Annotated in this window: 21 protein-coding genes and 2 tRNA genes; 8 read left to right on the plus strand and 15 right to left on the minus strand. The window is 72.1% G+C overall.

Going from position 1 to position 23,025, the window contains the following annotated elements; all coding sequences use genetic code 11:
* The first annotated feature begins 157 nt into the window (after nucleotides 1-157).
* Together OG444_RS18920 and OG444_RS18925 are read left to right on the plus strand one after the other, a co-directional pair.
* On the plus strand, nucleotides 158-1,009 hold the full coding sequence (locus OG444_RS18920; protein ID WP_030768885.1) for an RNA polymerase sigma factor SigF: 852 nt from the start codon (nucleotides 158-160) through the stop codon (nucleotides 1,007-1,009).
* A 50-nt stretch (nucleotides 1,010-1,059) separates the two neighbouring features.
* On the plus strand, nucleotides 1,060-1,857 hold the full coding sequence (locus OG444_RS18925) for a hypothetical protein (RefSeq protein WP_327263275.1): 798 nt from the start codon (nucleotides 1,060-1,062) through the stop codon (nucleotides 1,855-1,857).
* 132 nt (nucleotides 1,858-1,989) lie between these two features.
* Here OG444_RS18925 and OG444_RS18930 read toward each other — a convergent pair whose 3' ends face one another.
* Complete coding sequence (locus OG444_RS18930; RefSeq protein WP_327263276.1) at nucleotides 1,990-2,223, minus strand: hypothetical protein; 234 nt, start codon at nucleotides 2,221-2,223, stop codon at nucleotides 1,990-1,992.
* 199 nt (nucleotides 2,224-2,422) lie between these two features.
* Here OG444_RS18930 and OG444_RS18935 point away from each other — a divergent pair, with 199 nt between their 5' ends.
* Nucleotides 2,423-2,815, plus strand: coding sequence for a MarR family winged helix-turn-helix transcriptional regulator (locus OG444_RS18935; RefSeq protein WP_327266851.1), 393 nt, complete (start codon nucleotides 2,423-2,425; stop codon nucleotides 2,813-2,815).
* A 58-nt stretch (nucleotides 2,816-2,873) separates the two neighbouring features.
* Nucleotides 2,874-4,457 carry an MDR family MFS transporter gene (locus OG444_RS18940; RefSeq protein ID WP_327266852.1) on the plus strand — a complete coding sequence of 528 codons (1,584 nt, stop codon included), beginning with the start codon at nucleotides 2,874-2,876 and terminating at the stop codon, nucleotides 4,455-4,457.
* On the opposite strand, the gene OG444_RS18945 is transcribed toward OG444_RS18940, so the two are convergent.
* The 9 genes from OG444_RS18945 to OG444_RS18985 form a co-directional block, all read right to left on the minus strand.
* Nucleotides 4,447-5,112 (minus strand): TetR/AcrR family transcriptional regulator, encoded by a 666-nt coding sequence (locus tag OG444_RS18945; RefSeq protein ID WP_327263277.1) that lies wholly within the window; start codon nucleotides 5,110-5,112, stop codon nucleotides 4,447-4,449. The two genes, OG444_RS18940 and OG444_RS18945, sit on opposite strands and share 11 nt — an antisense overlap.
* A gap of 283 nt (nucleotides 5,113-5,395) precedes the next feature.
* On the minus strand, nucleotides 5,396-7,597 hold the full coding sequence (locus OG444_RS18950) for an ArnT family glycosyltransferase (protein ID WP_327263278.1): 2,202 nt from the start codon (nucleotides 7,595-7,597) through the stop codon (nucleotides 5,396-5,398).
* Entirely contained in the window at nucleotides 7,594-8,868 is a 1,275-nt protein-coding gene (locus OG444_RS18955; RefSeq protein WP_327263279.1) for a bifunctional glycosyltransferase family 2/GtrA family protein, read from the minus strand. Before OG444_RS18955 ends, OG444_RS18950 begins: the two co-directional genes overlap by 4 nt.
* 25 nt (nucleotides 8,869-8,893) lie before the next feature.
* Nucleotides 8,894-10,426 carry a sensor histidine kinase gene (locus tag OG444_RS18960; RefSeq protein ID WP_442810763.1) on the minus strand — a complete coding sequence of 511 codons (1,533 nt, stop codon included), beginning with the start codon at nucleotides 10,424-10,426 and terminating at the stop codon, nucleotides 8,894-8,896.
* Nucleotides 10,427-10,431: 5 nt separating this feature from the next.
* Entirely contained in the window at nucleotides 10,432-11,217 is a 786-nt protein-coding gene (locus OG444_RS18965; RefSeq protein WP_327263281.1) for a response regulator transcription factor, read from the minus strand.
* 88 nt (nucleotides 11,218-11,305) lie between these two features.
* Nucleotides 11,306-12,193 carry an amidohydrolase family protein gene (locus OG444_RS18970; RefSeq protein ID WP_442810566.1) on the minus strand — a complete coding sequence of 296 codons (888 nt, stop codon included), beginning with the start codon at nucleotides 12,191-12,193 and terminating at the stop codon, nucleotides 11,306-11,308.
* A complete protein-coding gene (locus OG444_RS18975; protein WP_327263283.1) occupies nucleotides 12,171-12,509 on the minus strand; it encodes an antibiotic biosynthesis monooxygenase family protein in 339 nt (112 codons plus the stop codon). The genes OG444_RS18970 and OG444_RS18975 overlap by 23 nt, the downstream gene beginning before the upstream one ends.
* Before the next feature lie 114 nt (nucleotides 12,510-12,623).
* Entirely contained in the window at nucleotides 12,624-13,517 is an 894-nt protein-coding gene (locus OG444_RS18980) for a DUF2797 domain-containing protein (protein ID WP_327263284.1), read from the minus strand.
* Nucleotides 13,514-13,948 (minus strand): Lrp/AsnC family transcriptional regulator, encoded by a 435-nt coding sequence (locus OG444_RS18985; RefSeq protein WP_030384024.1) that lies wholly within the window; start codon nucleotides 13,946-13,948, stop codon nucleotides 13,514-13,516. The genes OG444_RS18980 and OG444_RS18985 overlap by 4 nt, the downstream gene beginning before the upstream one ends.
* Nucleotides 13,949-14,055: 107 nt before the next feature.
* Here OG444_RS18985 and OG444_RS18990 point away from each other — a divergent pair, with 107 nt between their 5' ends.
* On the plus strand, nucleotides 14,056-14,967 hold the full coding sequence (locus OG444_RS18990; RefSeq protein WP_327263285.1) for an SMP-30/gluconolactonase/LRE family protein: 912 nt from the start codon (nucleotides 14,056-14,058) through the stop codon (nucleotides 14,965-14,967).
* Nucleotides 14,968-14,992: 25 nt separating this feature from the next.
* On the opposite strand, the gene OG444_RS18995 is transcribed toward OG444_RS18990, so the two are convergent.
* From OG444_RS18995 to OG444_RS19005, 3 genes are all read right to left on the minus strand, one after another.
* Nucleotides 14,993-15,358, minus strand: a complete 366-nt coding sequence (locus tag OG444_RS18995; RefSeq protein WP_327263286.1) for a PH domain-containing protein — start codon at nucleotides 15,356-15,358, stop codon at nucleotides 14,993-14,995.
* A 196-nt stretch (nucleotides 15,359-15,554) separates the two neighbouring features.
* Nucleotides 15,555-15,627: transfer RNA gene (locus OG444_RS19000), tRNA-Arg, on the minus strand.
* Between the two features lie 219 nt (nucleotides 15,628-15,846).
* Nucleotides 15,847-15,937: transfer RNA gene (locus OG444_RS19005), tRNA-Ser, on the minus strand.
* A 187-nt stretch (nucleotides 15,938-16,124) separates the two neighbouring features.
* Between OG444_RS19005 and OG444_RS19010 the strand changes: the two genes are divergently transcribed.
* The 3 genes from OG444_RS19010 (at nucleotide 16,125) to OG444_RS19020 (ending at nucleotide 20,600) form a co-directional block, all read left to right on the plus strand.
* Complete coding sequence (locus tag OG444_RS19010; protein ID WP_327263287.1) at nucleotides 16,125-16,550, plus strand: SSI family serine proteinase inhibitor; 426 nt, start codon at nucleotides 16,125-16,127, stop codon at nucleotides 16,548-16,550.
* A gap of 119 nt (nucleotides 16,551-16,669) precedes the next feature.
* Nucleotides 16,670-20,011, plus strand: a complete 3,342-nt coding sequence (locus OG444_RS19015) for a PAS domain-containing protein (protein ID WP_327263288.1) — start codon at nucleotides 16,670-16,672, stop codon at nucleotides 20,009-20,011.
* A gap of 13 nt (nucleotides 20,012-20,024) precedes the next feature.
* A complete protein-coding gene (locus OG444_RS19020) occupies nucleotides 20,025-20,600 on the plus strand; it encodes an antibiotic biosynthesis monooxygenase (protein ID WP_327263289.1) in 576 nt (191 codons plus the stop codon).
* Nucleotides 20,601-20,610: 10 nt separating this feature from the next.
* Here OG444_RS19020 and OG444_RS19025 read toward each other — a convergent pair whose 3' ends face one another.
* Nucleotides 20,611-22,260: a long-chain fatty acid--CoA ligase gene (locus tag OG444_RS19025; RefSeq protein ID WP_327263290.1), complete on the minus strand. Its 1,650-nt coding sequence runs from the start codon at nucleotides 22,258-22,260 to the stop codon at nucleotides 20,611-20,613.
* A gap of 162 nt (nucleotides 22,261-22,422) precedes the next feature.
* Nucleotides 22,423-22,956, minus strand: a complete 534-nt coding sequence (locus OG444_RS19030) for a SigE family RNA polymerase sigma factor (RefSeq protein ID WP_327263291.1) — start codon at nucleotides 22,954-22,956, stop codon at nucleotides 22,423-22,425.
* Nucleotides 22,957-23,025: the final 69 nt, after the last annotated feature.

Below are 23,025 nucleotides of genomic sequence, written 5' to 3' on the forward strand. Positions count from 1 at the left end.
GGAGATATATGTCGACATGGCGCTACAGCGCGTTGCCGACATGTGACATTCTGCGTGAACCGCGTTTGCCGCAGCCCCGCCTCCGGTATTCAGGTGGAGGCTGCGTTCCTCCGACGGACGCGCCGTACGCGACCGTCCGCGACCTCAAGGGGGTGGCATGTCCGTAGACCAGGGCAGCTCCAAGGTGCTCACGCTCGTCAAGAGCGCGCCAGCGCCGACAGCACCTGTAGCGTCCGACCGCTCGGAAGCCATCGACACACGCACCCTCTCCCGCTCCCTCTTCCAGCGACTTGCCGCCCTGGATGCGGACAGCCCCGAACGGGCGTACGTACGCGACACCCTGATCGAGCTGAACCTGCCTCTCGTGCGCTACGCGGCCGCTCGGTTCCGCAGCCGCAACGAGCCGATGGAGGACATCGTCCAGGTCGGCACCATCGGCCTGATCAAGGCGATCGACCGCTTCGACTGCGAACGCGGCGTCGAGTTCCCGACGTTCGCGATGCCGACCGTCGTGGGCGAGATCAAACGATTCTTTAGGGACACCTCCTGGTCCGTCCGCGTCCCGCGCCGGCTCCAGGAACTGCGCCTGGCGCTGACCAAGGCCAGTGACGAGCTCGCCCAGAAGCTGGACCGCTCGCCGACCGTCCCGGAGCTGGCCGCCGTACTCGGGGTCTCGGAGGAGGACGTCGTCGACGGCCTCGCCGTCGGCAACGCGTACACGGCCTCCTCGCTCGACTCGCCCTCCCCCGAGGACGAGGGCGGCGAGGGCTCGCTCGCGGACCGCCTCGGGTACGAGGACACCGCGCTCGAGGGCGTCGAGTACCGCGAGTCCCTGAAGCCGCTGCTCGCCAAACTCCCGCCCAGGGAACGGCAGATCATCATGCTGCGGTTCTTCGCGAACATGACGCAGTCGCAGATCGGCGAGGAGGTCGGCATCTCCCAGATGCACGTCTCCCGGCTGCTGACCCGCACCCTCGCGCAACTGCGCGTGGGCCTCATCGGGGAGTGATCAGGCGCCTCTCGCTTCTCAATTGACGATCCGTCAGGAAAACTGGCGGGATGCGAAAGGGATCGCGAGCGGCCGTCGCCACCACCCTGCTCGCCCTGTGCTGCACGGCCGCCGCCGGCCTCACCGGCTGCGGCGGCCCAGCACGGGACGGCTACGTCGCCGTGGGCGCCGCGGCCCCGGGCCCCGAACGGGGCGCGGGGGAGAACGTGGCGCCGCGGGGTCCGGTGGAGTTCCAGCAGCTCGGCGGCTCTGACGCGGCGGGCGGATCCACCGCGTCCTCCGAGACCGCCCCTACGACGACCGGTCCCGCGGGATCCGGGCCCCCTGGCGGCTCCACCCCGGGCGGAGCCACCACCACCGGCCCCGGCGGCTCCGCAGGAACCCCCGGAACCCCGGCAGGGCCGGGCCGGACCCCACCGGCCCCCGGCACACCGGACACGCCGACCGGGCCCACCGCTCCGGGCTCACCGGGCACGCCGACGAGCCCGCCCACCGGTCCGGGCGGGCCCGGCACGACCCCGCCGGCTCCGCCCGCGTCCACGCCGGCGCGCCTGACGCTGTCCACACCGGTCAGGGCGGCCGCGGCCGACCGCTGGTGCGAGCGGGTCACCGTGACCTTCACCAACACCGGCACCACTGCGGCTCGTTCGGGCACGGTCAGCTTCGCCACGCACATCATCGGCGCGCTCGGCGTCGACTGGGCCACGATCACCACGACCCAGCCCCTGCCGGCGCCCCTGGCGGGCGGGGCCTCAAGGACGCAGACCTACACGGTGTGCGTGGAGTCCTGGCGGGTACCGCTGGGCATGCACGTGGACACCCGGAAGGTCACTGCCACCTGGAGCTGAGGTGTCCGGGCGGCGCGCAGGAACCGCCGGGGCCCCGACCGGCCCCCTGTCCGGGCCCGCGTGCGAGGCTCCGCCCGGGCCTCCGTGCGGGGCTCCGTGCGGGGCTCCGCACGGGCCTGCGTCCGGGCCCTGTCAGATCAGCATCCAGGCGGCCACGCCGATGACGAGGACGAGCGCGAGGACCAGCCCCGCGATCACGGCCGGGCTCGACCCGGACCGTCCCTGCTCCGCGCGGCGCTGCTGACGGGCTCCCGGACCCGCCTGGCGGGCCGGCGCGGCCTCCTCGACGAAGGCCCGGAACATCTGCGTGCTGCCCGCGGGGTCGTAGTTGCCCTCGGGGACCTGTGAGTTGTGGTTGTCAGCCATGGAGCAGGACCCTAGCCGGTTTTCCGATTCCTTTACCGCCCCACCCCCCAGATTCATTTGCCTGTAGCAACCATCCGCTTCTAAGGTTGCCTCAAGCAACGAGATGGGGGACCCGGTGACCGCGCCGACCGCGCCGACGACTCAGTGCACTCCGGCCGACTCGGCCACTCCCACCACCCGAGCCACTCCCTACGCGGAGCTGGCCCGCCAGCTCACCGGCATCGGCGCGGTCAAGCGCGAGCTCGCCCGCAGCCTGCCCCCGGACTGCCCGCCCGGCGCCGCCGCCGTCCTCACCGTGCTCGACCGGCACGGGGAGATGCGGCTGAGCCGGCTGGCCGAGTTCATGGCGGTCGACATCTCCGTGACCAGCCGGCACGTCACGCACATCGCCGACCGCGGCTGGATCGAGCGCGAGACCGACCCGGGCGACGGACGCTGCCGGATCCTGCGGATCACCCCGACCGGACGGGCGCTCCTCGGCGAGCTCGGCGCCCGGTACACGGCCTCGCTGGAAAGAGCCCTCCGCGACTGGTCGCCCCAGGACATCGACGTACTGAACACCCTGCTGGCCCGACTCCGATCGAGCTTCTAGACGAAGGAAAGACATGGCCCAGTCGGAGACGACGACCGACAACCACCCGCCCACGTCCATGGCCACACAGGTGACCATGACCCACCCCCAGATCATGAAGGCGCTGTCCGGGCTGATGCTCGGCATGTTCGTGGCGATCCTGTCGTCCACGATCGTCTCCAACGCCCTCCCCCAGATCATCAGCGACCTCGGCGGCACCCAGTCCTCGTACACCTGGGTGGTCACCGCCGCCCTGCTGTCGATGACGGCGGCGACCCCGCTGTGGGGCAAGCTGTCCGACCTCTTCAGCAAGAAGCTGCTGGTCCAGATATCCCTGGTGATCTACGTCCTCGGCTCCGTCGTCGCCGGCATGTCCCAGAACACCGGCACGCTGATCGCCTGCCGTGTGGTCCAGGGCATCGGCGTCGGCGGCCTTTCCGCCCTGGCGCAGATCGTGATGGCGGCCATGATCTCCCCGCGCGAGCGCGGCCGGTACAGCGGCTACCTCGGCGCGGTCTTCGCCGTCGCCACCGTCGGCGGCCCGCTGCTGGGCGGTGTCATCACCGACACCGAGTGGCTGGGCTGGCGCTGGTGCTTCTACGTCGGCGTACCGTTCGCGGTCATCGCGCTGATCGTGCTCCAGCGCACCCTGCACCTCCCGGTCGTGCGCCGCGACGTCAAGGTCGACTGGCTGGGCGCCTTCCTGATCAGCGGCGCGGTCTCGCTGCTGCTGATCTGGGTCACGCAGGCCGGCGACTCCTACGAGTGGATCTCCTGGCAGACCTGGGCGATGACGGGCGGCGCGCTCGCGCTCGGCCTGCTCTTCGTCCTCGTCGAATCCCGCGCGAGCGACCCGATCATCCCGCTGCGGCTGTTCCGCAACAAGACCATCACCCTGGCCTCCGCGGCCTCCCTGTTCGTGGGCATCGCGATGTTCTCGGGCACCGTGTTTTTCAGCCAGTTCTTCCAGTTGGCCCGCGGTGAGTCCCCGACGATGTCCGGAATCCTCACGATTCCGATGATCGCCGGCCTCTTCGTCTCCTCCACCCTTTCCGGTCAGGTGATCACCAAGACCGGTAGGTGGAAGGCCTGGCTCGTCTCCGGCGGCGTGCTGCTGACGGCCGGCCTGGGTCTGCTCGGCACCTTGCGGTACGACACCCCGTACTGGCACATCGCGGTCTACATGGCGGTGACCGGCCTCGGTCTCGGCATGATGATGCAGAACCTGGTCCTCGCCACCCAGAACCAGGTGGCCCCCGAGGACCTGGGCGCGGCCAGCTCGGTCGTCACCTTCTTCCGTTCCCTCGGCGGCGCCATGGGCGTCTCCGCGCTGGGCGCGGTCATGGCGAACCGGGTCACGCACTACGTCCAGGAAGGCCTCGCCGCGCTCGGCCCGAAGGCCGCGGCCCTCGGCCACGGCGGCACCGCCGGGGGCGGGATCCCCGACCTCGACAAGCTGCCCGCGCCGATCCGCGAGGTCATCGAGTCCGCGTACGGGCACGGTGTCGGCGACGTCTTCCTCTACGCCGCCCCGTTCGCGCTGCTCGGACTGGTCCTGGTGGTGTTCATCAAGGAGGTCGCCCTGCAGTCGAAGCCGGCGGCCCACGCCCCGGCGGCGGCTTCGCACGAGCCGGCCCCCGCCGAGGCCGTCATCAAGGCCTAGCCGGAGCCCGGCCGGCCGGTGCCTTGGCCTCGATGCCCGCGATCAGGACGTCGAGCGCGAGGCAGAAGTCGCCCTCCGGCGCCCGCCGGACCGTCCCGCCGCAGCCGTGCAGGAACTGCGAGAGGGCCAGGTGGGCGCCGGTCCGTGCGGCGTCCACCAGGCCGGTGGCGTCCAGCAGCCGCTGGAGGGCGGCGTCGAAGGCCCGCGCGTGCGGGCCGATGTTCGGGTACGCGGCGGTGAGCGGAGCCACCCACGGGTGGTCCGTCAGCACCCGCCGGTAGCCACGGGCCAGCGCCTGCAACCGGCCCGGCCAGCCCGCCTCGTCACCCTCCACGGCACCCCCGGGTGCGCCCTCCGTCGCCGCGGCCGGCAGTCGGAGCTCGCCCAGGGCGCTGTCGAGGGCGAGTTCGAGCAGATCCTGCTTGGTGTCCACGTACCAGTACAGGGACATCGCGGTCACCCCGAGCCCGGCGGCCAGCCGCCGCATCGAGAACCGGGCCAGCCCTACGGCGTCGAGCAGCCGCACGGTGGCGGCGGTGATCCGTTCCCGGTCCAGCCCGGAGGGTGCCTCGCTGCGACGTCTGGCGGGTGCGGCAGGCCTGGCGGTCAGCCACACGCTGGTCCGGGTCTCGCCGGGATCGGCCGCGGTCACCATGCAGGCACCCTCCTCACGACAGGTGGATCAGTCCGGAATGCCCGGTCCGCCCTCTTGATGCTAGGGGGTGTCCTGCCGATCGGGCCGGATCAGGGAGCGGGTTCTGGTGCCGTGCATCGCAAGGCGGACGAGGGAGTCGATGCGGAGCATCGACGACCGAGGACAACGCGGCGAGGCGCGGCACCAGGGCACGCGAGCCCGGCGTGATCGGCAGGACATCCCCTGGGGGTGTCCTGCCGATCGGGCCGGATCAGGGAGCGGGTTCGGGTGCGGTGGGGCCGGATCAGCTCGTCGGGGCCGTCAGGTCGTAGAAGGTCGCTCCGCCGACCGTGGACGCCTTGAAGGTGGCCTTGATCCAGGTCTCGATGTCCGAGCTCGTTCCCCCGCCCGGGCCGCCGCGACCCCCGCCCTGGCCGCCGCCACCGCCCATGCCGCCCTCGGGGGTGCCGGCTGCATCGGTGCTCGTGCCCTGGCCGATGAACCAGTGGATCTTCCCCTCCCGCACGTACTTCTGGAACTGCTCCAGGGTCGGCGAGGGGTCACTGCCGTTGAAGCCACCGATCGGCATGACGGGCGCACCGGAGGCCAGCTGGTAGCTCGCCGCGTTCTGGGAGCCGATGGCTGCCGCCGCCCAGGTGTAGGAGCCGGCGTCGGTGGTGAGGGCCTTCTTGGCCTCCGCGCTCACCCGGGCGCCGTTGAGCAGGCCGCCCGGACCGCCCTGGCCGCCGCCGAACCGCTCGCCGCCGCGTCCACCCGTCCCGCCTTGACCCTGGCCCTGGCCCTGCGGCGTCCCGCCCTGGCCCTGCCCTGCGCCCTGCTGACCGGCGCCCGGCCGGCCGTCATTCCGCTGCCCACCCGGACCGCCCTGGCCGCCCTGGCCGCCCTGGCCGCCCTGGAGCATCTCGCCGGGACCGCCCGCACCGCCGGGTCCACCGGGGCCGCCCATCATCCCGCCGGGTCCGCCCCGGCCGCCCGCCACCGCCGGGCCGGCCGTCACGATCGAGCCGGTGTGCCCGGTGCTCACCGTGGTCAGGCAGTACGCCAACGGCCCGGCCAGCGCCGCCGCGAGGCCCAGCCCCGCCGCGGCCTGCAGCATCCGGCGCCCGCCCCGCGCGGCGAACGGCAGCGCGAGCGCTGCGAGCAGCCCGCCCACCAGGACCGCCCAGCGCAGCCACGGCAGGTAGCCGGTGGCCCGGCCGAGCAGCACGAACGACCAGACCGCCGTCAGGGCGAGCGTGCCGGACAGGGTGACCGATGCCGCCCTGCCGCCCCGCTCCTCCCACAGCACGGCGACGCCCATGCCGATCAGCGCGGCCACGAACGGCGCGAGCGCCACCGTGTAGTACTCGTGGAAGATGCCCTGCATGTAGCTGAAGACGACCGCGGTGATCAGCAGCGAGCCGCCCCAGGCCAGGAAGGCGGCCCGGGCCATGCCGTCGAGCGAGTCGGTGGCCCGGCGGGCCCGCCAGGTGACCACCAGGCCGGCCACCAGCAGCACCAGGGCCGCCGGCAGCAGCCAGGCGATCTGCCCCCCGATGTTGCCCGAGAAGAGCCGGTCGATGCCGGTCTCTCCCCAGCCGCCGCCACCGCCACCACCGGCGCCTCCGCGACCACCGCCGCCGACACTGCCGGTCTCGTTGCCGTTGATCCGGCCGAGGCCGTTGTAGCCGAGGGTCAGCTCCAGGAAGGAGTTGTTCTGCGAGCCACCGATGTACGGGCGGGAGGAGGCGGGCCACAGCTCGACGATGGCGACCCACCAGCCGCCGGCCACCACCATCGCGAGGCCCGCCAGCAGCAGCTGGCCGAGCCGCTTGCGCAGCCGGGTGGGCGCGCAGACGGCGTACAGCAGGGCCAGCGGCGGCAGGATGACGAAGGCCTGCAGGGTCTTGGTGAGGAACGCGAAACCGACGGCGACCCCGGCCCAGACCAGCCACTTGGTGCGGGCCCCGTCGAGGGCGCGCAGTACGCAGTACACGGTGACGGTCAGCAGCAGGGTCAGGAGCGCGTCGGGGTTGTTGAAGCGGAACATCAGCGCGGCGACGGGCGTCAGTGCGAAGGCGGCGCCGCTCAGCAGCGCGGCCCCGGGACCGAACTGGCGGCGCACCGCGGCGTAGAGCACACCGGTGGTCGCCACGCCCATCAGCGCCTGCGGGGCGAGGATCTGCCAGGCGCCGAGCCCGAAGAGCCGGACGGACAGCATCATCGGCCACAGGGCCGCCGGGGGCTTGTCGACGGTGATGGAGTTCCCGGCGTCGGAGGAGCCGAAGAAGAAGGCCTTCCAGCTCTCGCTGCCCGCCTGTACGGCGGCGGAGTAGAAGGAGTTGGCGTAGCCGGAGGAGCCCAGGTCCCACAGCAGCAGGGCGGCGGTGGCGATCAGCAGTCCGGCGAGGGAGGGGAGTTCCCACCGGGGACGGTCGACCGCGCGGCGGCCGGTACCGGCGCGGGCCTCGGGGACCGGGAAGAGCGAGGGTGCTGCCGTGGTCATCGGATGTCGTCCTTCACGTTCACGGGAGTGTCGCGCCGCTCGGGGAAGACCCAGGCGCGGAAGAGCAGGAAGCGCAGCACGGTGGCGGCGAGGTTTGCGGTGATCAGCACGGCCAGTTCGGTGCCGTGCGCGGGATCGGCGGTGGCCGCTCCGAGCGCGGCGAGGGATCCGCTGGTGAGGGCCAGCCCGATGCCGAACACCACGAGGCCCTGGGCCTGGTGGCGTACGGCCCGGTCCCGGCCGCGCACCCCGAAGGTGAGCCGGCGGTTGGCGGCGGTGTTGGCGATCGCGGAGAGCAGCAGCGCGGCGCCGTTGGCGAACTGCGGGCCGGTCCCGGTGCGGAAGGCGGAGTACAGCAGCAGGTAGAGCACGGTGGACAGCGCGCCGACGGCGCAGAAGCCCAGGAGCTGGCGGGCCAGTCCGCCCTCCACCCCGGGCAGCGCGGCGCGGTCGCGCGGATCGTCGCCGAAGGGACGGGCGAGCCGGTCCAGCGGGAGGGCGCCGACCGCCAGGGCCCGGCCCACGCGCCAGACGCCTTTGAGGTCCTCGGTGGCGGTCCGGACGATGTGGACGGTCGAGTCGGGATCGTCGACCCAGTCCACCGGAACCTCGTGGATCCGCAGCCCGGCGCGTTCGGCGAGCACGAGCAGTTCGGTGTCGAAGAACCAGCCCGTGTCCTCCACCAGCGGCAGCAGCCGCTCGGCCACCTCGCGCCGGATCGCCTTGAATCCGCACTGTGCGTCGCTGAAGCGGGCGGCGAGGGAGGAACGCAGGAGGAGGTTGTAGGCGCGGGAGATGAACTCCCGCTTCGCTCCGCGCACCACCCGCGAGGACCGGGCCAGGCGGGTGCCGATGGCGAGGTCGGAGTGGCCGGAGATCAGCGGCGCGACCAGCGGCAGCAGGGCGTTGAGGTCGGTGGAGAGGTCCACGTCCATGTAGGCGAGGACGGGGGCGTCAGAACCGGACCACACCTGGCGCAGGGCCCGGCCCCGGCCCTTCTCCTCCAGCCGGGTGCTGCGTACGCCGTCCAGTGCGGCGGCGAGCCCTTGCGCGACCTCGGGCGTGCGGTCGGTGCTCGCGTTGTCGGCGACCGTGATCCGGAAGGGGTAGGGGAAGGTCCGGCTGAGGTGCTCGTGCAGTCTGCGGACGCACGGGCCGAGGTCCTTCTCCTCGTTGTAGACAGGGATCACCACGTCGAGGACGGGCTCGCCGGGCACGGGCGCGAGGGGCGCCCGTGCCGGAAGGGCCCCGGGAGAGGTGTCGGTTCGCATGGTCCGACACTCGCCGGGCGCCCTGTCACCGCTGTGTGCTGAGCCTGTGCCCCGCCTGTGAGTCCGCACGGCCCGGCTGCGCGTGCGGCAGCAACACCTCGAAGCAGGTCCGTCCGGGCTCGCTCCGTACGCCGACCTGCCCGCCGTGCGCGGTGACCACGGCCTGGACGATGGCCAGCCCGAGTCCGGTGGAGCCCGCGGCGCGTGAGCGGGAGGCGTCACCGCGGGCGAAGCGCTCGAAGACGCGGGGGAGCAGGTCGGGCGCGATTCCGGGCCCGTCGTCCTCGATCCGCAGCCGGACTGCGGATGTTTCACGTGAAACATGGGCGGTGATGGTGGTGCCCGGCGGGGTGTGCGTACGGGCGTTGGCGAGCAGGTTGACCAGGACCTGCTGGATCCGGGCCGGGTCGGCCCTGATCGGTGCGGGCTCGTCGGGCAGGCTCAGGCGCCAGTGGTGCTCGGGCCCCGCGGCGCGGGCGTCGCTGACGGCGTCGACGACGAGCGGGGCCAGGTCGGTGTCGGCGTCGGCGGTGGAGAGCTGGCGGCCCGCGTCGAGCCGGGCCAGTAGCAGCAGGTCCTCGACCAGCCCGGTCATCCGGGTCGCCTCGGACTCGATCCGCCCCAGGGCGTGCCGGGTGTCGGGGCCGGGCTCCTCCCGTCCCCGGCGGGTCAGTTCGGCGTAGCCGCGGATGGAGGCCAGCGGGGTGCGCAGCTCGTGGCTGGCGTCGGCGACGAACTGCCGGACCCGCATCTCGCTCTGCTGGCGGGCGGTGAGCGCGGAGGAGACATGGCCCAGCATCCGGTTGAGGGCCGCGCCGACCTGGCCCACTTCGGTGCGGGGGTCGGCCTCGGCGTCCGGGACCCGCTCGTGCAGGGCGGGCTCGCCCTTGTGCAAAGGAAGTTCGGAGACCCGGGTGGCGGTGGCGGCCACCCGTCGCAGGGGGCGCAGGGCGACCCCGACCAGGGCCTGTCCGGCGAGCGAGGCCGCGATCAGCCCGGCCAGGGTGACGCAGAGCTCCACCCCGATCAACGTGCGCACGGTGGAGTCGACATCGCGCAGCGGGAAGCCGAGTGCGAGGCTCCCGTCGGGGGCGGTCCGCACCCGGTAGCTGCCGAGTCCCGGAAGATCCGTGTCCACCGGTCCGGGCGTACCCTGCGCGGCCTGCCGGGCGGCCCGGGCCAGGGCCTTGCCCTGGGCCTCGGTCAGCGGCGGAGCCTGGTCGGCCGACCATCCGTCGACCCGGGCATTGCGGGCGGTCCCGAGGACGTTCCCGTCGGGGTCCAGCCGGATCCCGGCGGCGTCCAGCGGGCTGCCGGGAGCCATCACGAAGCCGGCGCTGTTCTCCCGGGCCGGCTTCCCGCCGGGTGCCCGGACGGCCATGGTCACGGAGGTCTTCAGCTGCTCGTCCAGCTCGGTGACCAGGTACGAGCGCAGGGCGAAGGTGGTGACCGTCCCGATGGCCGCGCCCACCACGGCGATCAGCGCCACCGCCGAGACGACGAGACGGGTGCGCAGCGACCAGGGCCGGCGGCCGCGCGGCCGCCGCTTCGTACGCAGGGCCACTACCCGGCCGACTCGGCCGGCTCGGCCGGCTTGATCAGGTAGCCGGCACCGCGCCGGGTGTGGATCATCGGGAGGAAACCGGGGCCGCTCTCCAGCTTCCTTCGCAGGTAGGAGATGTAGAGCTCGACCACATTGGCCTGGCCGCCGAAGTCGTAGGACCACACCCGGTCCAGGATCTGCGCCTTGCTCAGCACACGCCGCGGGTTGCGCATCAGGTAGCGCAGCAGCTCGAACTCGGTGGCGGTCAGGTGGATCTCCCGGCCGCCCCGCACCACCTCGTGGCTGTCCTCGTCCAGCCGCAGATCACCGACGGCCAGCACCGATCCGCCGCGCGCGGCCTGCGCCGCTCCCGACCGCCGGACCAGTCCGCGCAGCCGGGCGACGACCTCCTCCAGGCTGAAGGGCTTGGTGACGTAGTCGTCGCCGCCGGCGGTGAGGCCCGCGATGCGGTCCTCCAACGAGTCCTTGGCGGTCAGGAACAGCACGGGGACCTGGGGGATCTCCCGGCGCAGGCGCCCGAGGACGGCCAGGCCGTCCATGTCGGGAAGCATGATGTCGAGGACGACCACGTCGGGCCGGAACTCCCGCGCCGCCCGCACCGCACCCGCACCGTCGCCGGCGCTGCGGACCTCGCAGCCCTCGTAACGCAGGGCCATGGACAGCAGCTCGGAGAGCGAGGCCTCGTCGTCGACGACGAGCACCCGGCAGGGTCCCCCGTCGGGCCGCACCAGGGCCGCGGGGTGATGGATGGACGTGGACGCATGGGAGGTGGTCGTCGCAGTCATACCGGACACGCTGTCCGGTGCCTCTGAGAGCGTTCTTGTGCCTACCTGTGAATTTCCTGAGAAAGGAAAAGGGCGGCCCGGGCGTGCGTCAGCCGTCGAGGCGGAACAGCCGTGCGCCATTGTCGTGGCAGACCGCCCGCAGCCAGTCGTCGCCGAGGCCGAGCCGTTCGAGGGCGGCGAGCTGGTGTTCGTAGGGGTAGGGGATGTTCGGGAAGTCGGTACCGAGCAGGATCCGGTCGCCGAGGTCCGCGAGCCGTCCGAGGTCCGCGGGCGGGAAGCCGCTGATCCGCTCGGCGAAGTCGGTGAAGGCCATGGTGGTGTCCAGGCGGACCTCGGTGTACCGGTCGGCGAGATCGAGGAAGTCGGCGTACTCGGGCATGCCCATGTGGGCGATGACCAGCCGCAGCCCCGGATGGCGGGCCAGCAGCCGCCCGACCGGCTCGGGTCCGGTGTGCTTGCCGGGGACGGGCCCCGAGCCGCAGTGGATCACGATCGGGATGCCGGCCTCGGCGAGCAGCCCCCAGACGGGGTCGAGCCGGTCGTCGTTCGGGTCGTAGCCGCCGACCTGGAGGTGTGCCTTGAAGATCCGGGCTCCGGAGTCGACGGCGTGGCGGACGTACGGGGCCACGCCCTCCTCCGGGAAGAAGGTCGCGGTGTGCAGGCAGTCGGGGGTGCGGGCGGCGAAATCGGCGGACCAGGAGTTGAGCCAGGCGGCCATCGCCGGCTTGTGCGGGTAGAGCATGGCGGTGAAGGCCCGGACCCCGAACTCCCGCAGGAGCGCGACCCGCTGCTCCTCCTCGTGCCGGTAGGTGATGGGCCACTCGACGCCGGTCAGCGGGCCGATCGCGTCGAAGTAGTCCCACACCTTGTCCAGGACCCGCCCGGGCATGAAGTGCGTGTGCACGTCGACCAGTCCGGGCAGCCCGAGCCGCTCCCGGAAGGCGCGGACCGCCTCAGCCGTTGCGGACAAAGCCATGGCTCCGCTCGACGGTCGCGACGTGCAGGGTGTAGCTCTCGTACCAGTCGGCGCGCCCCTGCTTCATGGCCGCCCGGTGCTCCAGGTCCTCCCGCCACACGGTGAGGGACTCGTGGTCGCGGAAGTAGGCGACGGTGATGCCGAGGCCTCCGGGGGTACGCGCGGACTCGTATCCGAGGAAGCCGGGATTCGCCCCGACGATCTCGTTCATCCGCGCGAGCGTCTCGGGGTATCCGCTGTCGTCGGCGGTGCGGGTGTTGCTGAAAACGGCGATGACATAGGGCGGTTCGAAAGCCGCCACCGGCTGAATGGTCATGTCGAACACCCTCGGCGGAGCGCCCCCGGCATGTCCACCGGAAACGGCTCCGGAGGGCCAAAGGGATCCAAGTTTTGACCATGCCCGCCGCGGGACGCGCGGCGGCCACGAGGGTCAGAACAGGCCGTCCTGTTCGACCGGAGCACCGCCGGCGGACGGGAGCTGCGCCATCGGTACCGAGGTCGCCGCCTCGTCCGCCGGGACGGTGAGCTCCCAGCCGGCCAGCAGCCGGGTGTCCACCACGAGTCCGTCCGCGAGGTGCAGATCGGGACCGGCGGCGCCCACGAGCCGGCCCACGACGGCCCCGCCGGGCACCATCTCGGTGAGCACCCGCGCGGGCCCGTCCGCCCCGAGCAGCTCGTCCAGCCCGAACACCCCCGCGTGGTCGGTCACTTCGCAATCCACCCGCTCCAGCGAATCCGGCCACCCGGACAGGGCAGCCGCCCGCGCGTGCAGCTCGGCGACCTCCCGCGCCCGATCGGGCGCGGCCGGCAGCCGGGCCCGTACGGCACGCTTACGGGCGTACGCGATCCGGTCGGGCACCCCGAGCGCCGCCCGCAGCAGCTCCTCGGTGCGCCGGGTGGCCATCAGCGGACCGCGCCCGAGCCAGGCCCATGCCACCGCCCCCTGCTCCAGCAGGCGGGCCGGGCCGCGCTCCTCGGCGGTGATCCCGACCTTGACCATGCCGGGCCCGAACCACGCCAGATAGACCCGGTAGGTACGCGGATCGGCGGCATTGGTGTCGGCCGCCACGGAGAACGACCGGTCGAGGCGGGCGCATTCGGGGCACTGCGCGTTCCCGGTGCGGCCCGGCACGGTCTCCGCGGTGGGGCAGGCCGTGCGCTTGCCCGCCCGCCACACGCCGAGGCAGTGGCGCTCCCCTCGGGCGGCAAAGGCGATCCGCTGCCCGTACGCGAGCTCGCTCGCCCGCTCGCCGCGCCCCTCCCCGTACCACCCGATGGCGGGGCGGCCGTCCTTCCACCGGATCCCGGTGCACCACCAGGTCACAGCGGGAGCGGCCTCTCGAAGAAGGTGTCCAGGACGACGGTGGCGTGCGTACCGCTCACGCCGTTGATCGCGTAGAGGCGCCGCAGGACGTCCTGCAGCTGCTCGGTCGAGGCCGTACGCACCTTGACCAGCACGGACGCGCTGCCCGCAATGATGTGCGCCTCCTGGATCTCGGGGATCGCGGCGAAGTCGGCGCCCGACTCGCCCATCCAGGCGTTGGAGTCGACCATCACGTAGGCCAGGACCCCGCTGCCCACGGCGGCCGGGTCGACGTCGACGGTGGTCCGCCGGATCACCCCGCGCTCGCGCAGTTTGCGTACGCGCTCGTGGGTCGCCCCCGCCGAGAGTCCGACGGCCGTGCCGAGAGCGGCGTACGACTGGCCGGCGTCCTGCTGCAGGCGCAGGACGAGCGCACGGTCGATGTCGTCCACGCAATCTTCCTCTCCTGGGCCTGTCGGCCCTTGCGAAGACGGTACCTGATCCTGCAATCTCACCATCAGACCGAACAGGATTCGGGAATACTCCTCCAGGGGGAATCATGTCTGCCATAGCCGACCTCACCTTGTACGAGATTCTGGACGAGCGTTTCCAGACCGGCCGCTGCGCCAACGGCGACGCCCGGCTGGATCGGCTCTACGACGACTGCCGCTGGGCGGAGGGCCCGCTCTACCTGCCCGCCTGGCGGCAACTGGTGTGGAGCGACATCCCCAACGACCGGATGCTGCGCTGGGACGAGGCGACCGGCGCGGTCTCGGTCTTCCGCTCCCCGGCCGGCCACTCCAACGGCAACACCGTGGACCGTGAAGGCCGCCTGATCACCTGTGAGCAGGGCAACCGGCGCGTCACCCGCACCGAGCCGGACGGCAGCCTCACCGTCATCGCCGACCGCTTCGACGGCAAGCGGCTCAACAGCCCGAACGACGCCGTGGTCCGCTCGGACGGCTCCATCTGGTTCTCCGACCCGGACTTCGGCATCACCAACGACTACGAGGGCCACCGCGCGCCCAGCGAGATCGGCGCCTGCAACCTCTACCGCGCCGACCCCTCGACCGGTGAGGTCCGGCTGGTCGCCGACGGCTTCCTCGGCCCCAACGGCCTCGTCTTCTCCCCCGACGAGAGCGAGCTGTACGCCGCGGACACCCGGGCCGGCCACATCCGCGCCTTCAAGGTCACCGAAGACGGCACCCTCACCGGCGACCGGGTCTTCACCACCTGCCCCGGGGTCGACAACATCCGCTTCGACGACGAGGGCCGGCTGTGGGCGGCCGCGATGGAGAACGGCGTCCGGTGCTACGCCGCCGACGGCACCCTGATCGGCCGCCTCCGCGTCCCGGAACCGGTCTCGAACATCGCCTTCGGCGGCGCCAAGAACAATCGCCTCTTCATCACCGCCACCACCTCCCTCTACTCCTTGGTGATGTCGGTGACCGGCCTCCCCCGCGTCCTCTGAGGAACGGGCCGGCCGTCCCCTCCTCCTATCGGGCGACGAACTGCGTCAGGATCGCCTGCACCTCGTAGATGTCGACGCCCTTGGTGAAGGTCTTCTCCACCGGCGCCGAGCTGCCGGATATCCAGATCTTGAGCTCGGCGTCGAGATCGAAGTGCCCGGCGGTCTCGACGGAGAAGTGCGTGATGCTCCGGTACGGGATGGAGTGGTACTCCACCTTCTTGCCCGTGAGCCCCTGCTTGTCGACGAGCACCAGCCGCCGGTCGGTGAACAGGATCGTGTCCCGGATCAGCAGGAAGGCCGCATGCACCTGCTCCCCCTGGCCCAGCAGCCGCGCGTAGTCCCGCTGTGCCGACACAGGGTCGACGGTGTGCGCGTTCCCGAACAGTCCCATGAGTGCCCCCGTTTTCCGGCTTCGAACGATCTTCAGAAACCGTACCGAGGCAGACCCCTCGTCCACGTCCCCCGCCAGAGCCATCCCACCCCTGACATCCTCCGGGGGACCCCGTCCCCATCAAGGAGGAGACGGGAGTCGTCAGGACATACGACAGAGGGCCCCAGGATTTCTCCTGGGGCCCTCTGTCCTGCTGTGCACTCGGCAGGATTCGAACCTGCAACCTTCTGATCCGTAGTCAGATGCTCTATCCGTTAAGCTACGAGTGCTTGGGCTTCTCGGGGTTTTGCGCCCCGTTGGCCTTGCGAGAACAACAATACATGGACCTCGCCGGGACGCGAAATCCATTACCCATACCGCTGCTGACCTGCGGAAACGAGCCGGATGGAGATCATCCGGATGGGCTCGCGCAGACGTCGCGGCCGACCGGATTGCCCCGGAAACGCATCGAAGCCCCGGTCCGTCAGGACCGGGGCTTCGATGAGGTGCGGAGGCGGAGGGATTTGAACCCTCGATGGGGTGTAAGCCCCAAACCGCATTAGCAGTGCGGCGCCATAGACCGGACTAGGCGACGCCTCCAGCACACCCTCGCGTACGAAGGTGCGTGCAGATGATGACACAGGCGCAGGGCCCCTCACCAATCCGCTCCCACGGTACTAGGCAGGACGGGCGGAGGGCAAAGCCTTAAAGCAGCCGCGGCACGCAACGTCGGCGGGCCCCGCGTCGTTGGGCAGGCGTACGACGTACGGACGACCTGGAGTGCCCCATGCTGCGTCTCGCCGCCTTCGCCGTCACCTCCGCCCTGGCCGCCGCGGCGGCCGGGCCGCTGCCCCCGCTGCCGCTGGGCCGGCTGCTGTCGCCACCCGACCGCCTCACCATCGCGATGGCCGACACGGGGAACCGTCAGTTGGACCGGGAGTACCGCCTCGAATGCAATCCCGTCGGCGGCGACCACCCGCAGTCTCAGGGCGCCTGCGCCCGGCTGGACCAGTTCGCCGAGGAGGGGAGGGACCCCTTCGCGCCCGTCTCCAAGCGGCAGATCTGCACCATGCAGCACGGGGGCCCCGCCACCGCCCGGATCACCGGTACCTGGAACGGCCACAAGGTGGACGCCACGTTCCGGCGGACCAACGGATGCGAAATCAGCCGCTGGGACGAGTTGGAACCTCTGCTTCCGAGTGGGCGTTCCTGACCTGGGAGGATGCGCAGGATGTGCGGTATCCGCCACACATCGGCCACCCCACCGCGGGCCTGTGGCCTTAGACTCCTCCCGTGACTTGCCGGTAGTTGTGGTCAGGGAGGAAGCTCGTCGTGAGCAGCAGGCCATCCCGAGGCGCTGCTCGCCTCGCAGCAATACTCGACGCTCTTCCGGACGCGCTGTTGCTCGTCAACGCCAACGGCACTGTCGTCAACGCCAATTCGATCGCCCTCGAGGTGATGGAGAGCCCCGGCACCGGGCTGGTCGGCCGCGGCGTGCTCGATCTCCTGCCCGAATTCGACTCCAAGCTGATCCCCGGCTCCATGCGCCGGCCCGGCGAGGACGAGGGCGGCCGTGCGAAGCCCAAACGGATGATCGCGCGCCGCACCGACGGCTCCGAGTTCCCCGTCGAGGTCACCAGCGCCCATCTCGACGGGCGCGACGCCTACCGCGAGCCGCAACCCTCGTACACCGGTGACGAGCTGCTGATGCTCGTGGTGCGGGACCTCTCGCAGACCGTGGACACCGAGGCCGAGCTGGCGCGCTCGCAGCGGCAGACCGAGATGATCCTGCGCGCCGCCGCCGAGGGCGTCGTGGGCACCGACACCGACGGGCGGGTGGTGCTGGTCAACCCGGCCGCCGCCCAGATCCTCGGCTACCGCGCCACCGACCTCGGCAACCGCGAACTGCACGGGCTCGTCCAGCACTCCCGCGCCGACGGCTCCCCCTTCCCCTTCGAGGAGTCCCCGCTCGCCGACACCCTGCGCAGCGGACGCAAGCACCGCGTCCGCGGGCAGGTGCTGTGGAACAAGGCCGGACAGCCGGTCTCCGTCGACCTGACCACCTCGCCCGTACGGGACGGGGAGCAGCTCGTCGGCGCCGTCATGACCTTCACCGACCGGCGGCCCTACGACACCCTTGCCGCGCGGCACGCGCAGCTGATGGCCGTCCTCGGCGAATCCCTGCGCGGCCCGCTGGACGAGCTGCGCGGTGAGCTGGCGACGCTGGCCGCCGACGACGCAGGACAGCTGTGGCCCGAGGCCAACCAGCTGCTGCACCACCTGGCCGCCGGGTATTCGCGGATGACCACCCTGGTGGACAACGTCCTCGGCTACCAGCGCCTGGACTCCGGCAGCGACCGGCTCTCGAAGAAGAAAGTCCTGATCAACACCGTCGTCACGGCGGGCGTCGACGGCGCCGTCGAGCTGATCGGCCCGGGCCGCGCGCAGTTCGCCGTCCACGCGCCGACGATCGAGGCCGAGGTGGACGGGGACCGGATCGCGACCGCGCTCGCCCACCTGGTCGCGGACGTGGCCGGGGTGGACGCCACCGGCAAGACCCGTCAGGGCAGCGGGTACAGCGACTCGACGATCGTGGTGGCCGCCGCGCAGCGCGGTGACGTCGTACGGATCGAGGTGCGCGGCCCGTACGAGGGCGGGAACCCGGTCCACGAGCCGATCGTCCGGGGGATCGTGGCTGCGCACGGCGGCGTCCTGCAGACGGTGGAGGTTCCGGGCGCGCCCGGCGGGGCGTACGTGCTGGAGCTCCCGCTCGGCTCGGGTGCCGGGACGGTGACCCTGCCGGAGCCGGTGGAGGAGCCTCCGGCCGGTCCGACCACGGACGGCTCGGGGACCGCCGGCGGCGCCGCTCCCGGCAAGGTCTCCGGCGGCCGGCGCGGCCGGCGCGGCGTGGATGCCTTCCTGGACGACGAGGTCACCGGCCCCGAAGCGGCTCAGGCGGCGCAGGCCGGCCAGGGTGGTGGCGCGCTGGCGCTGCCGTCCGGGCGGCGGCGGGCCGGCGAGGTGGGCGAGGTTTCCGACTCGGGCCCCGAGCTCGCGCAGTCCCCGGTGAACCCGGCTGGACTCGGCACCGGCCGTCGGCGCGGCCGGGCCGGTGACGGCAGCGGCGAGGCCGAGGGCTCCAGCGTCCAGGCCGGTCAGGGCGGGCCCGGGCGGCCCGTGCCCCCGCAGGGCACCGCCCTGCCCGCACTGCCGCCCGTACCCGCCGTGCCCCCGGTTCCGGTGACGGAGCATCCCGCCGGCCGGCGCCGCGCGCTGGGCCCGGCCGGTCCGGCGCAGCCCGGTGGCCCCGTCCCCGCGACCGGGCTCGGGCCGACGCCCGCTCCCGCGCGGCCCATCGCCCCCGAGGGCGGCTTCGCGTTGCCCGCCGGCCCGACCCCGGCCACCCCCGCCGCCGGCCCCGCTCCTGCCGGGGCCGATACCGACGCCGACGCCCAGGCCGGGCGGCGTGGCCGCCGCGTGCTGGGTTCGCCCGCCGAGCCCGAGGCGCCCGCCGCGCAGCCCGACGAGTCCGCCGAGAACCCGACCGGCCGGCGCCGCGCGCTGGCCGGCGCCCCGGCGTGGCCGGTGCCCTCGGCCCGTACCGCTCCCGAGGACGAGGCCTCCGGCCAGGTCGCGGTCCCCGGTGCGCGCCGACCGCAGGACTCCCCCGCGGAGGCCCAGGCCGCGCAGCCGATCAGCGTGCGCGCCCTCGGCACCCTCGGCCAGGGCATTTCCGTGGACCCGGGCGGTTCCGGCCCGGCCGCCGGGTCCGGTTCGGCCTCCGGGTCCGGCCGCCGCCGACGCCTCTCGGAGCCCGCCCCGCAGGGCCGGGCCTTCGCCATAGGAGCGCCCGAGGCGGGCGCCGACGAGGGTCCCGAGCCGCTGGACGGCCCGGGCGGCGCCGTCGAGGTGGTCAACCGGCCCGTGCCGCGGCCCGTTGACGACGAGCTGCCCCCCGAGCCCCTGGACAACCCCCGCCGACTGCTGGTGTGGCCCGCGCCCGACGTGCAGACGCAGCAGGCGCTCAGCGACCGCGGCTACCGGCCGGTGATCGTGCACTCCCGCGAGGAGGTGGACGCGCAGATCGCCGCGTTCCCCGCCGCGCTGTTCGTCGACCCGCTGACCGGGCCGATCACCCGCACCGCCCTGCAGTCCCTGCGCCAGGCCGCGGTGGCCGCGGAGGTCCCCGTACTGGTCACGGCCGGGCTGGGGCACGCCACGCGCGAGGCGGCGTACGGCGCCGATCCGGCCGTGCTGCTGAAGGCGCTGGCACCGCGCGACAGCGAGCAGCACCCCTCCCGGGTGCTGCTGATCGAGGAGCACGACGAGATCGCGACCGCGCTGACCGCCGCCCTGGAGCGGCGCGGCATGCAGGTCGCGCGGGCGGGTGCCGACACCGACGCCGTGGAGCTGGCGACGCGGATGCGGCCCAACCTGGTGGTCATGGACCTGATGCAGGTACGCCGTCGGCGGGCCGGGATCGTGGACTGGCTGCGCGCCAACGGGCAGCTGAACCGCACCCCTCTGGTCGTCTACACGACGACCGGCATCGACCCTGCCGAACTGCCGCGGCTCGCCTCCGGCGAGAGCGTCCTCTTCCTCGCGGAGCGGGCCACGACGGCGGACGTCCAGGGCCGCATCGTGGACCTGCTGGCCAAGATCGGCACGAACTAGTAATCCTGGGCCGATGGCCATCACCAACACGAGCGAGCACACCGTCCCCGCCGACAACGGGGAGGTGAACCTGCTCATCGCGCGGCAGGTGGAGCCCGGGCACGAGGAGACCTTCGAGGCCTGGGCCCACGGGATCCTGGAGACAGCCGCGGGCTTCCCGGACCACCTCGGGTACGGGCTCTTCCGTCCCGCGGCGGAGGGTGGGCCGTGGTTCCTGGTCCACCGTTTCCGCAATCAGGCCGCGTTCGAGCGCTGGCAGGACTCCCCGGAGCGGGCGCAGTGGTTCTCCAACTGCCTCGGCCACCACCACACGGAGATAGCCCGCCGGGAACTGCACGGCATGGAGACCTGGTTCGCCAAGCCGGGTACGACCCGGCCCGCGCCGCCGCGGTGGAAGATGGCGATCAGCTCGGGGCTGGCCATCTTCCCGATCTCGCTGATCGGCAACGCGGTGCTCGGGCCGTACCTGGTGGATCTGCACTTCGTACTGCGCACGGCCGCCTTCGCCGTCGTCTTCAGCACTCTGATGACCTACGTGGCCATGCCCGCGGTCAGCAAGCTGCTGCGGCCGTGGCTCACGCGGGGATAGCCCCCGGTCGTCAGTCGAGCTTGGTGACGTCCAGTGCGCCGTCCGCGTACTGCTTGCGGATCACCTTCTTGTCGAACTTGCCGACGCTGGTCTTGGGCACCGCCTCGATGAACGTCCAGCGCTCCGGCAGCTGCCACTTGGCGATGGTCCGGGCGAGGAACTCGCGCAGACCCGCGTAGTCCACGGCCGCGCCCTCCTTGAGGACGACCGTGGCCAGCGGGCGCTCTCCCCACTTCTCGTCCGGGACGGCGACGACCGCGGCCTCAGCGACCTCTGGGTGCGCCATCAGCGCGTTCTCCAGCTCCACACTGGAGATCCATTCACCGCCGGACTTGATGACGTCCTTCGCACGGTCGGTGAGGGTGAGGTAGCCGTCGGCGCTGATGACGCCGACATCGCCGGTCTTGAGCCAGCCGTCCGCGCTGAACTTGTCCTCGGGCCGGAAGGGTTCACCGGCCGCACCGCCGTAGTAGGAGCTCGCGATCCAGTTGCCGCGTACCTCCAGCTCGCCGGCCGACTCCCCGTCCCAGGGCAGGAGGTCACCGCCGGGGCCGACCAGACGGGCCTCGACGCCCGCCGGGAAACGGCCCTGGGTGATCCGGTAGGGCCACTCCTCCTCGGCACTCAGACCGGCCGGAGGGTGCGCCATCGTGCCGAGCGGGGAGGTCTCGGTCATACCCCAGGCGTGGCAGACGCGGACGCCGAGCTTGTCGTACGCCTCCATGAGGGAGGGCGGACAGGCCGCGCCGCCGATGGTGACCTGCTTCATCGAGGTCAGGTCGCGCGGGTTGGCGGTGACCTCGGCCAGCAGCCCCTGCCAGATGGTGGGGACGGCTGCCGCGTGTGAGGGCTTCTCCTGCTCGATCATCTCGGCGAGCGGGGCCGGCTGCAGGAAGCGGTCCGGCATCAGCATGTTGATACCGGTCATGAAGGTGGCGTGCGGCAGCCCCCAGGCGTTCACGTGGAACTGGGGGACGACGACGAGGGTGGTGTCCTTGTCGGTCAGGCCCATCGACTCGGTCATGTTGACCTGCATGGAGTGCAGGTAGATCGAGCGGTGGGAGTACACGACGCCCTTGGGGTCCCCGGTGGTGCCGGAGGTGTAGCACATGGCGGCGGCCTGGCGCTCGTCCAGCTCGGGCCAGTCGTAGGTGTCGGAGCGGCCCGCGAGGAGCTCCTCGTAGTCGTGCACGCGGACGTCGAGCCCCTCGAGCCCCGAACGGTCGCCGGCACCGGATACCACGACGTGCTCGATGGTCGGCAGGTGCGGCAGCAGCGGCACGAGCAGGGGCAGCAGGGTGCCGTTGACCAGGACGACGCGGTCGACGGCGTGATTGACGATGAAGACCAGCTGCTCAGGAGGGAGCCGCAGGTTGAGGGTGTGCAGGACCGCGCCCATGGAGGGGATCGCGAAGTACGCCTCGACATGCTCGGCGTTGTTCCACATGAGGGTGGCGACCCGGTCGGTCTGCTGCACTCCGAGCTCGTCGCGCAGCGCGCCGGCGAGACGGGTGGCGCGGGTGCCGATCTCGGCGAAGCTGCGGCGGTGCGGCTCAGCCTCCCCGGTCCAGGTCGTGACCTGGGACTTCCCGTGGATCGTCATCCCGTGTCGGAGTATGCGGGTGACGAGGAGCGGTACGTCCTGCATGGTGCTGAGCAAAGCGTCCTCCCGGTGAGCGCTGCGGCGCTGCGGCGGCTACGGATGCTGCCGATTCTGCGCACGTACCGGTCGGCATGTCACTACCCGGGAGTAGAAACCGCTACGTGTTTCACGTGAAACATCCCCTGACGTCCCCAGGTTTCACGTGAAACATCCGCCGTCTCACCGGACCGGCATGAGCTCCGGGTCCTCGCGGAGCTTGCCCAGGGCGCGGGAGACCGCGCTCTTGACCGTGCCGACCGAGACCCCGAGCAGCTCCGCGGTCTGCGCCTCGCTCAGGTCCTCGTAGTACCGGAGGACGACCATGGCGCGCTGACGGTCGGGCAGCCGGGTCACCGCGCGCCACATCGCGTCGCGCAGTGCCTGCGCCTCGGCGGGGTCGGAGGCCGGGGCCGCCTCGGTCTCCGGCAGCTCGTCGCATACGAACTCGTCGACCTTGCGCTTGCGCCACTGGGAGGTACGGGTGTTGACCAGCGTCCGCCGGACGTAGCCGTCCAGCGCGCGGTGATCCTCGATGCGGTCCCAGGCCACATACGTCTTCGCAAGGGCGGTCTGGAGCAGGTCCTCCGCATCGCACGGGTTGGCGGTGAGGGAGCGCGCAGTGCGCATCAGGACCGTGCCGCGGGTCCGGACGTACGCCGAGAACGACGGGTACGGCGTCGGATTCGAGGCGAGCGGGCACACAGGCGTGGTCATGTCTCCACGCTAGGAGCGCCCACCCGCCATGGGATCGGCCGTAGGTGCCGATGGTGGATCCGTCTCAGG

Origin of the sequence: Streptomyces sp. NBC_01232, assembly GCF_035989885.1 — a bacterium.
GTDB lineage: Bacteria > Actinomycetota > Actinomycetes > Streptomycetales > Streptomycetaceae > Streptomyces.

Excerpts from the sequence above, each read along its gene's own strand:
- OG444_RS19020 (WP_327263289.1), top strand. The coding sequence starts at position 20,025 with ATGGCCATCACCAACACGAGCGAGCACACCGTCCCCGCCGACAACGGG.
- OG444_RS18990 (WP_327263285.1), top strand. The coding sequence starts at position 14,056 with ATGTCTGCCATAGCCGACCTCACCTTGTACGAGATTCTGGACGAGCGT.
- OG444_RS18950 (WP_327263278.1), bottom strand. The coding sequence starts at position 7,597 with ATGACCACGGCAGCACCCTCGCTCTTCCCGGTCCCCGAGGCCCGCGCC.
- OG444_RS18940 (WP_327266852.1), top strand. The coding sequence starts at position 2,874 with ATGGCCACACAGGTGACCATGACCCACCCCCAGATCATGAAGGCGCTG.
- OG444_RS18945 (WP_327263277.1), bottom strand. The coding sequence starts at position 5,112 with ATGGTGACCGCGGCCGATCCCGGCGAGACCCGGACCAGCGTGTGGCTG.
- OG444_RS19030 (WP_327263291.1), bottom strand. The coding sequence starts at position 22,956 with ATGACCACGCCTGTGTGCCCGCTCGCCTCGAATCCGACGCCGTACCCG.
- OG444_RS19010 (WP_327263287.1), top strand. The coding sequence starts at position 16,125 with ATGCTGCGTCTCGCCGCCTTCGCCGTCACCTCCGCCCTGGCCGCCGCG.
- OG444_RS18930 (WP_327263276.1), bottom strand. The coding sequence starts at position 2,223 with ATGGCTGACAACCACAACTCACAGGTCCCCGAGGGCAACTACGACCCC.
- OG444_RS18925 (WP_327263275.1), top strand. The coding sequence starts at position 1,060 with ATGCGAAAGGGATCGCGAGCGGCCGTCGCCACCACCCTGCTCGCCCTG.
- OG444_RS18975 (WP_327263283.1), bottom strand. The coding sequence starts at position 12,509 with ATGACCATTCAGCCGGTGGCGGCTTTCGAACCGCCCTATGTCATCGCC.
- OG444_RS18970 (WP_442810566.1), bottom strand. The coding sequence starts at position 12,193 with ATGGCTTTGTCCGCAACGGCTGAGGCGGTCCGCGCCTTCCGGGAGCGG.
- OG444_RS18965 (WP_327263281.1), bottom strand. The coding sequence starts at position 11,217 with ATGACTGCGACGACCACCTCCCATGCGTCCACGTCCATCCATCACCCC.
- OG444_RS18995 (WP_327263286.1), bottom strand. The coding sequence starts at position 15,358 with ATGGGACTGTTCGGGAACGCGCACACCGTCGACCCTGTGTCGGCACAG.
- OG444_RS18955 (WP_327263279.1), bottom strand. The coding sequence starts at position 8,868 with ATGCGAACCGACACCTCTCCCGGGGCCCTTCCGGCACGGGCGCCCCTC.
- OG444_RS18920 (WP_030768885.1), top strand. The coding sequence starts at position 158 with ATGTCCGTAGACCAGGGCAGCTCCAAGGTGCTCACGCTCGTCAAGAGC.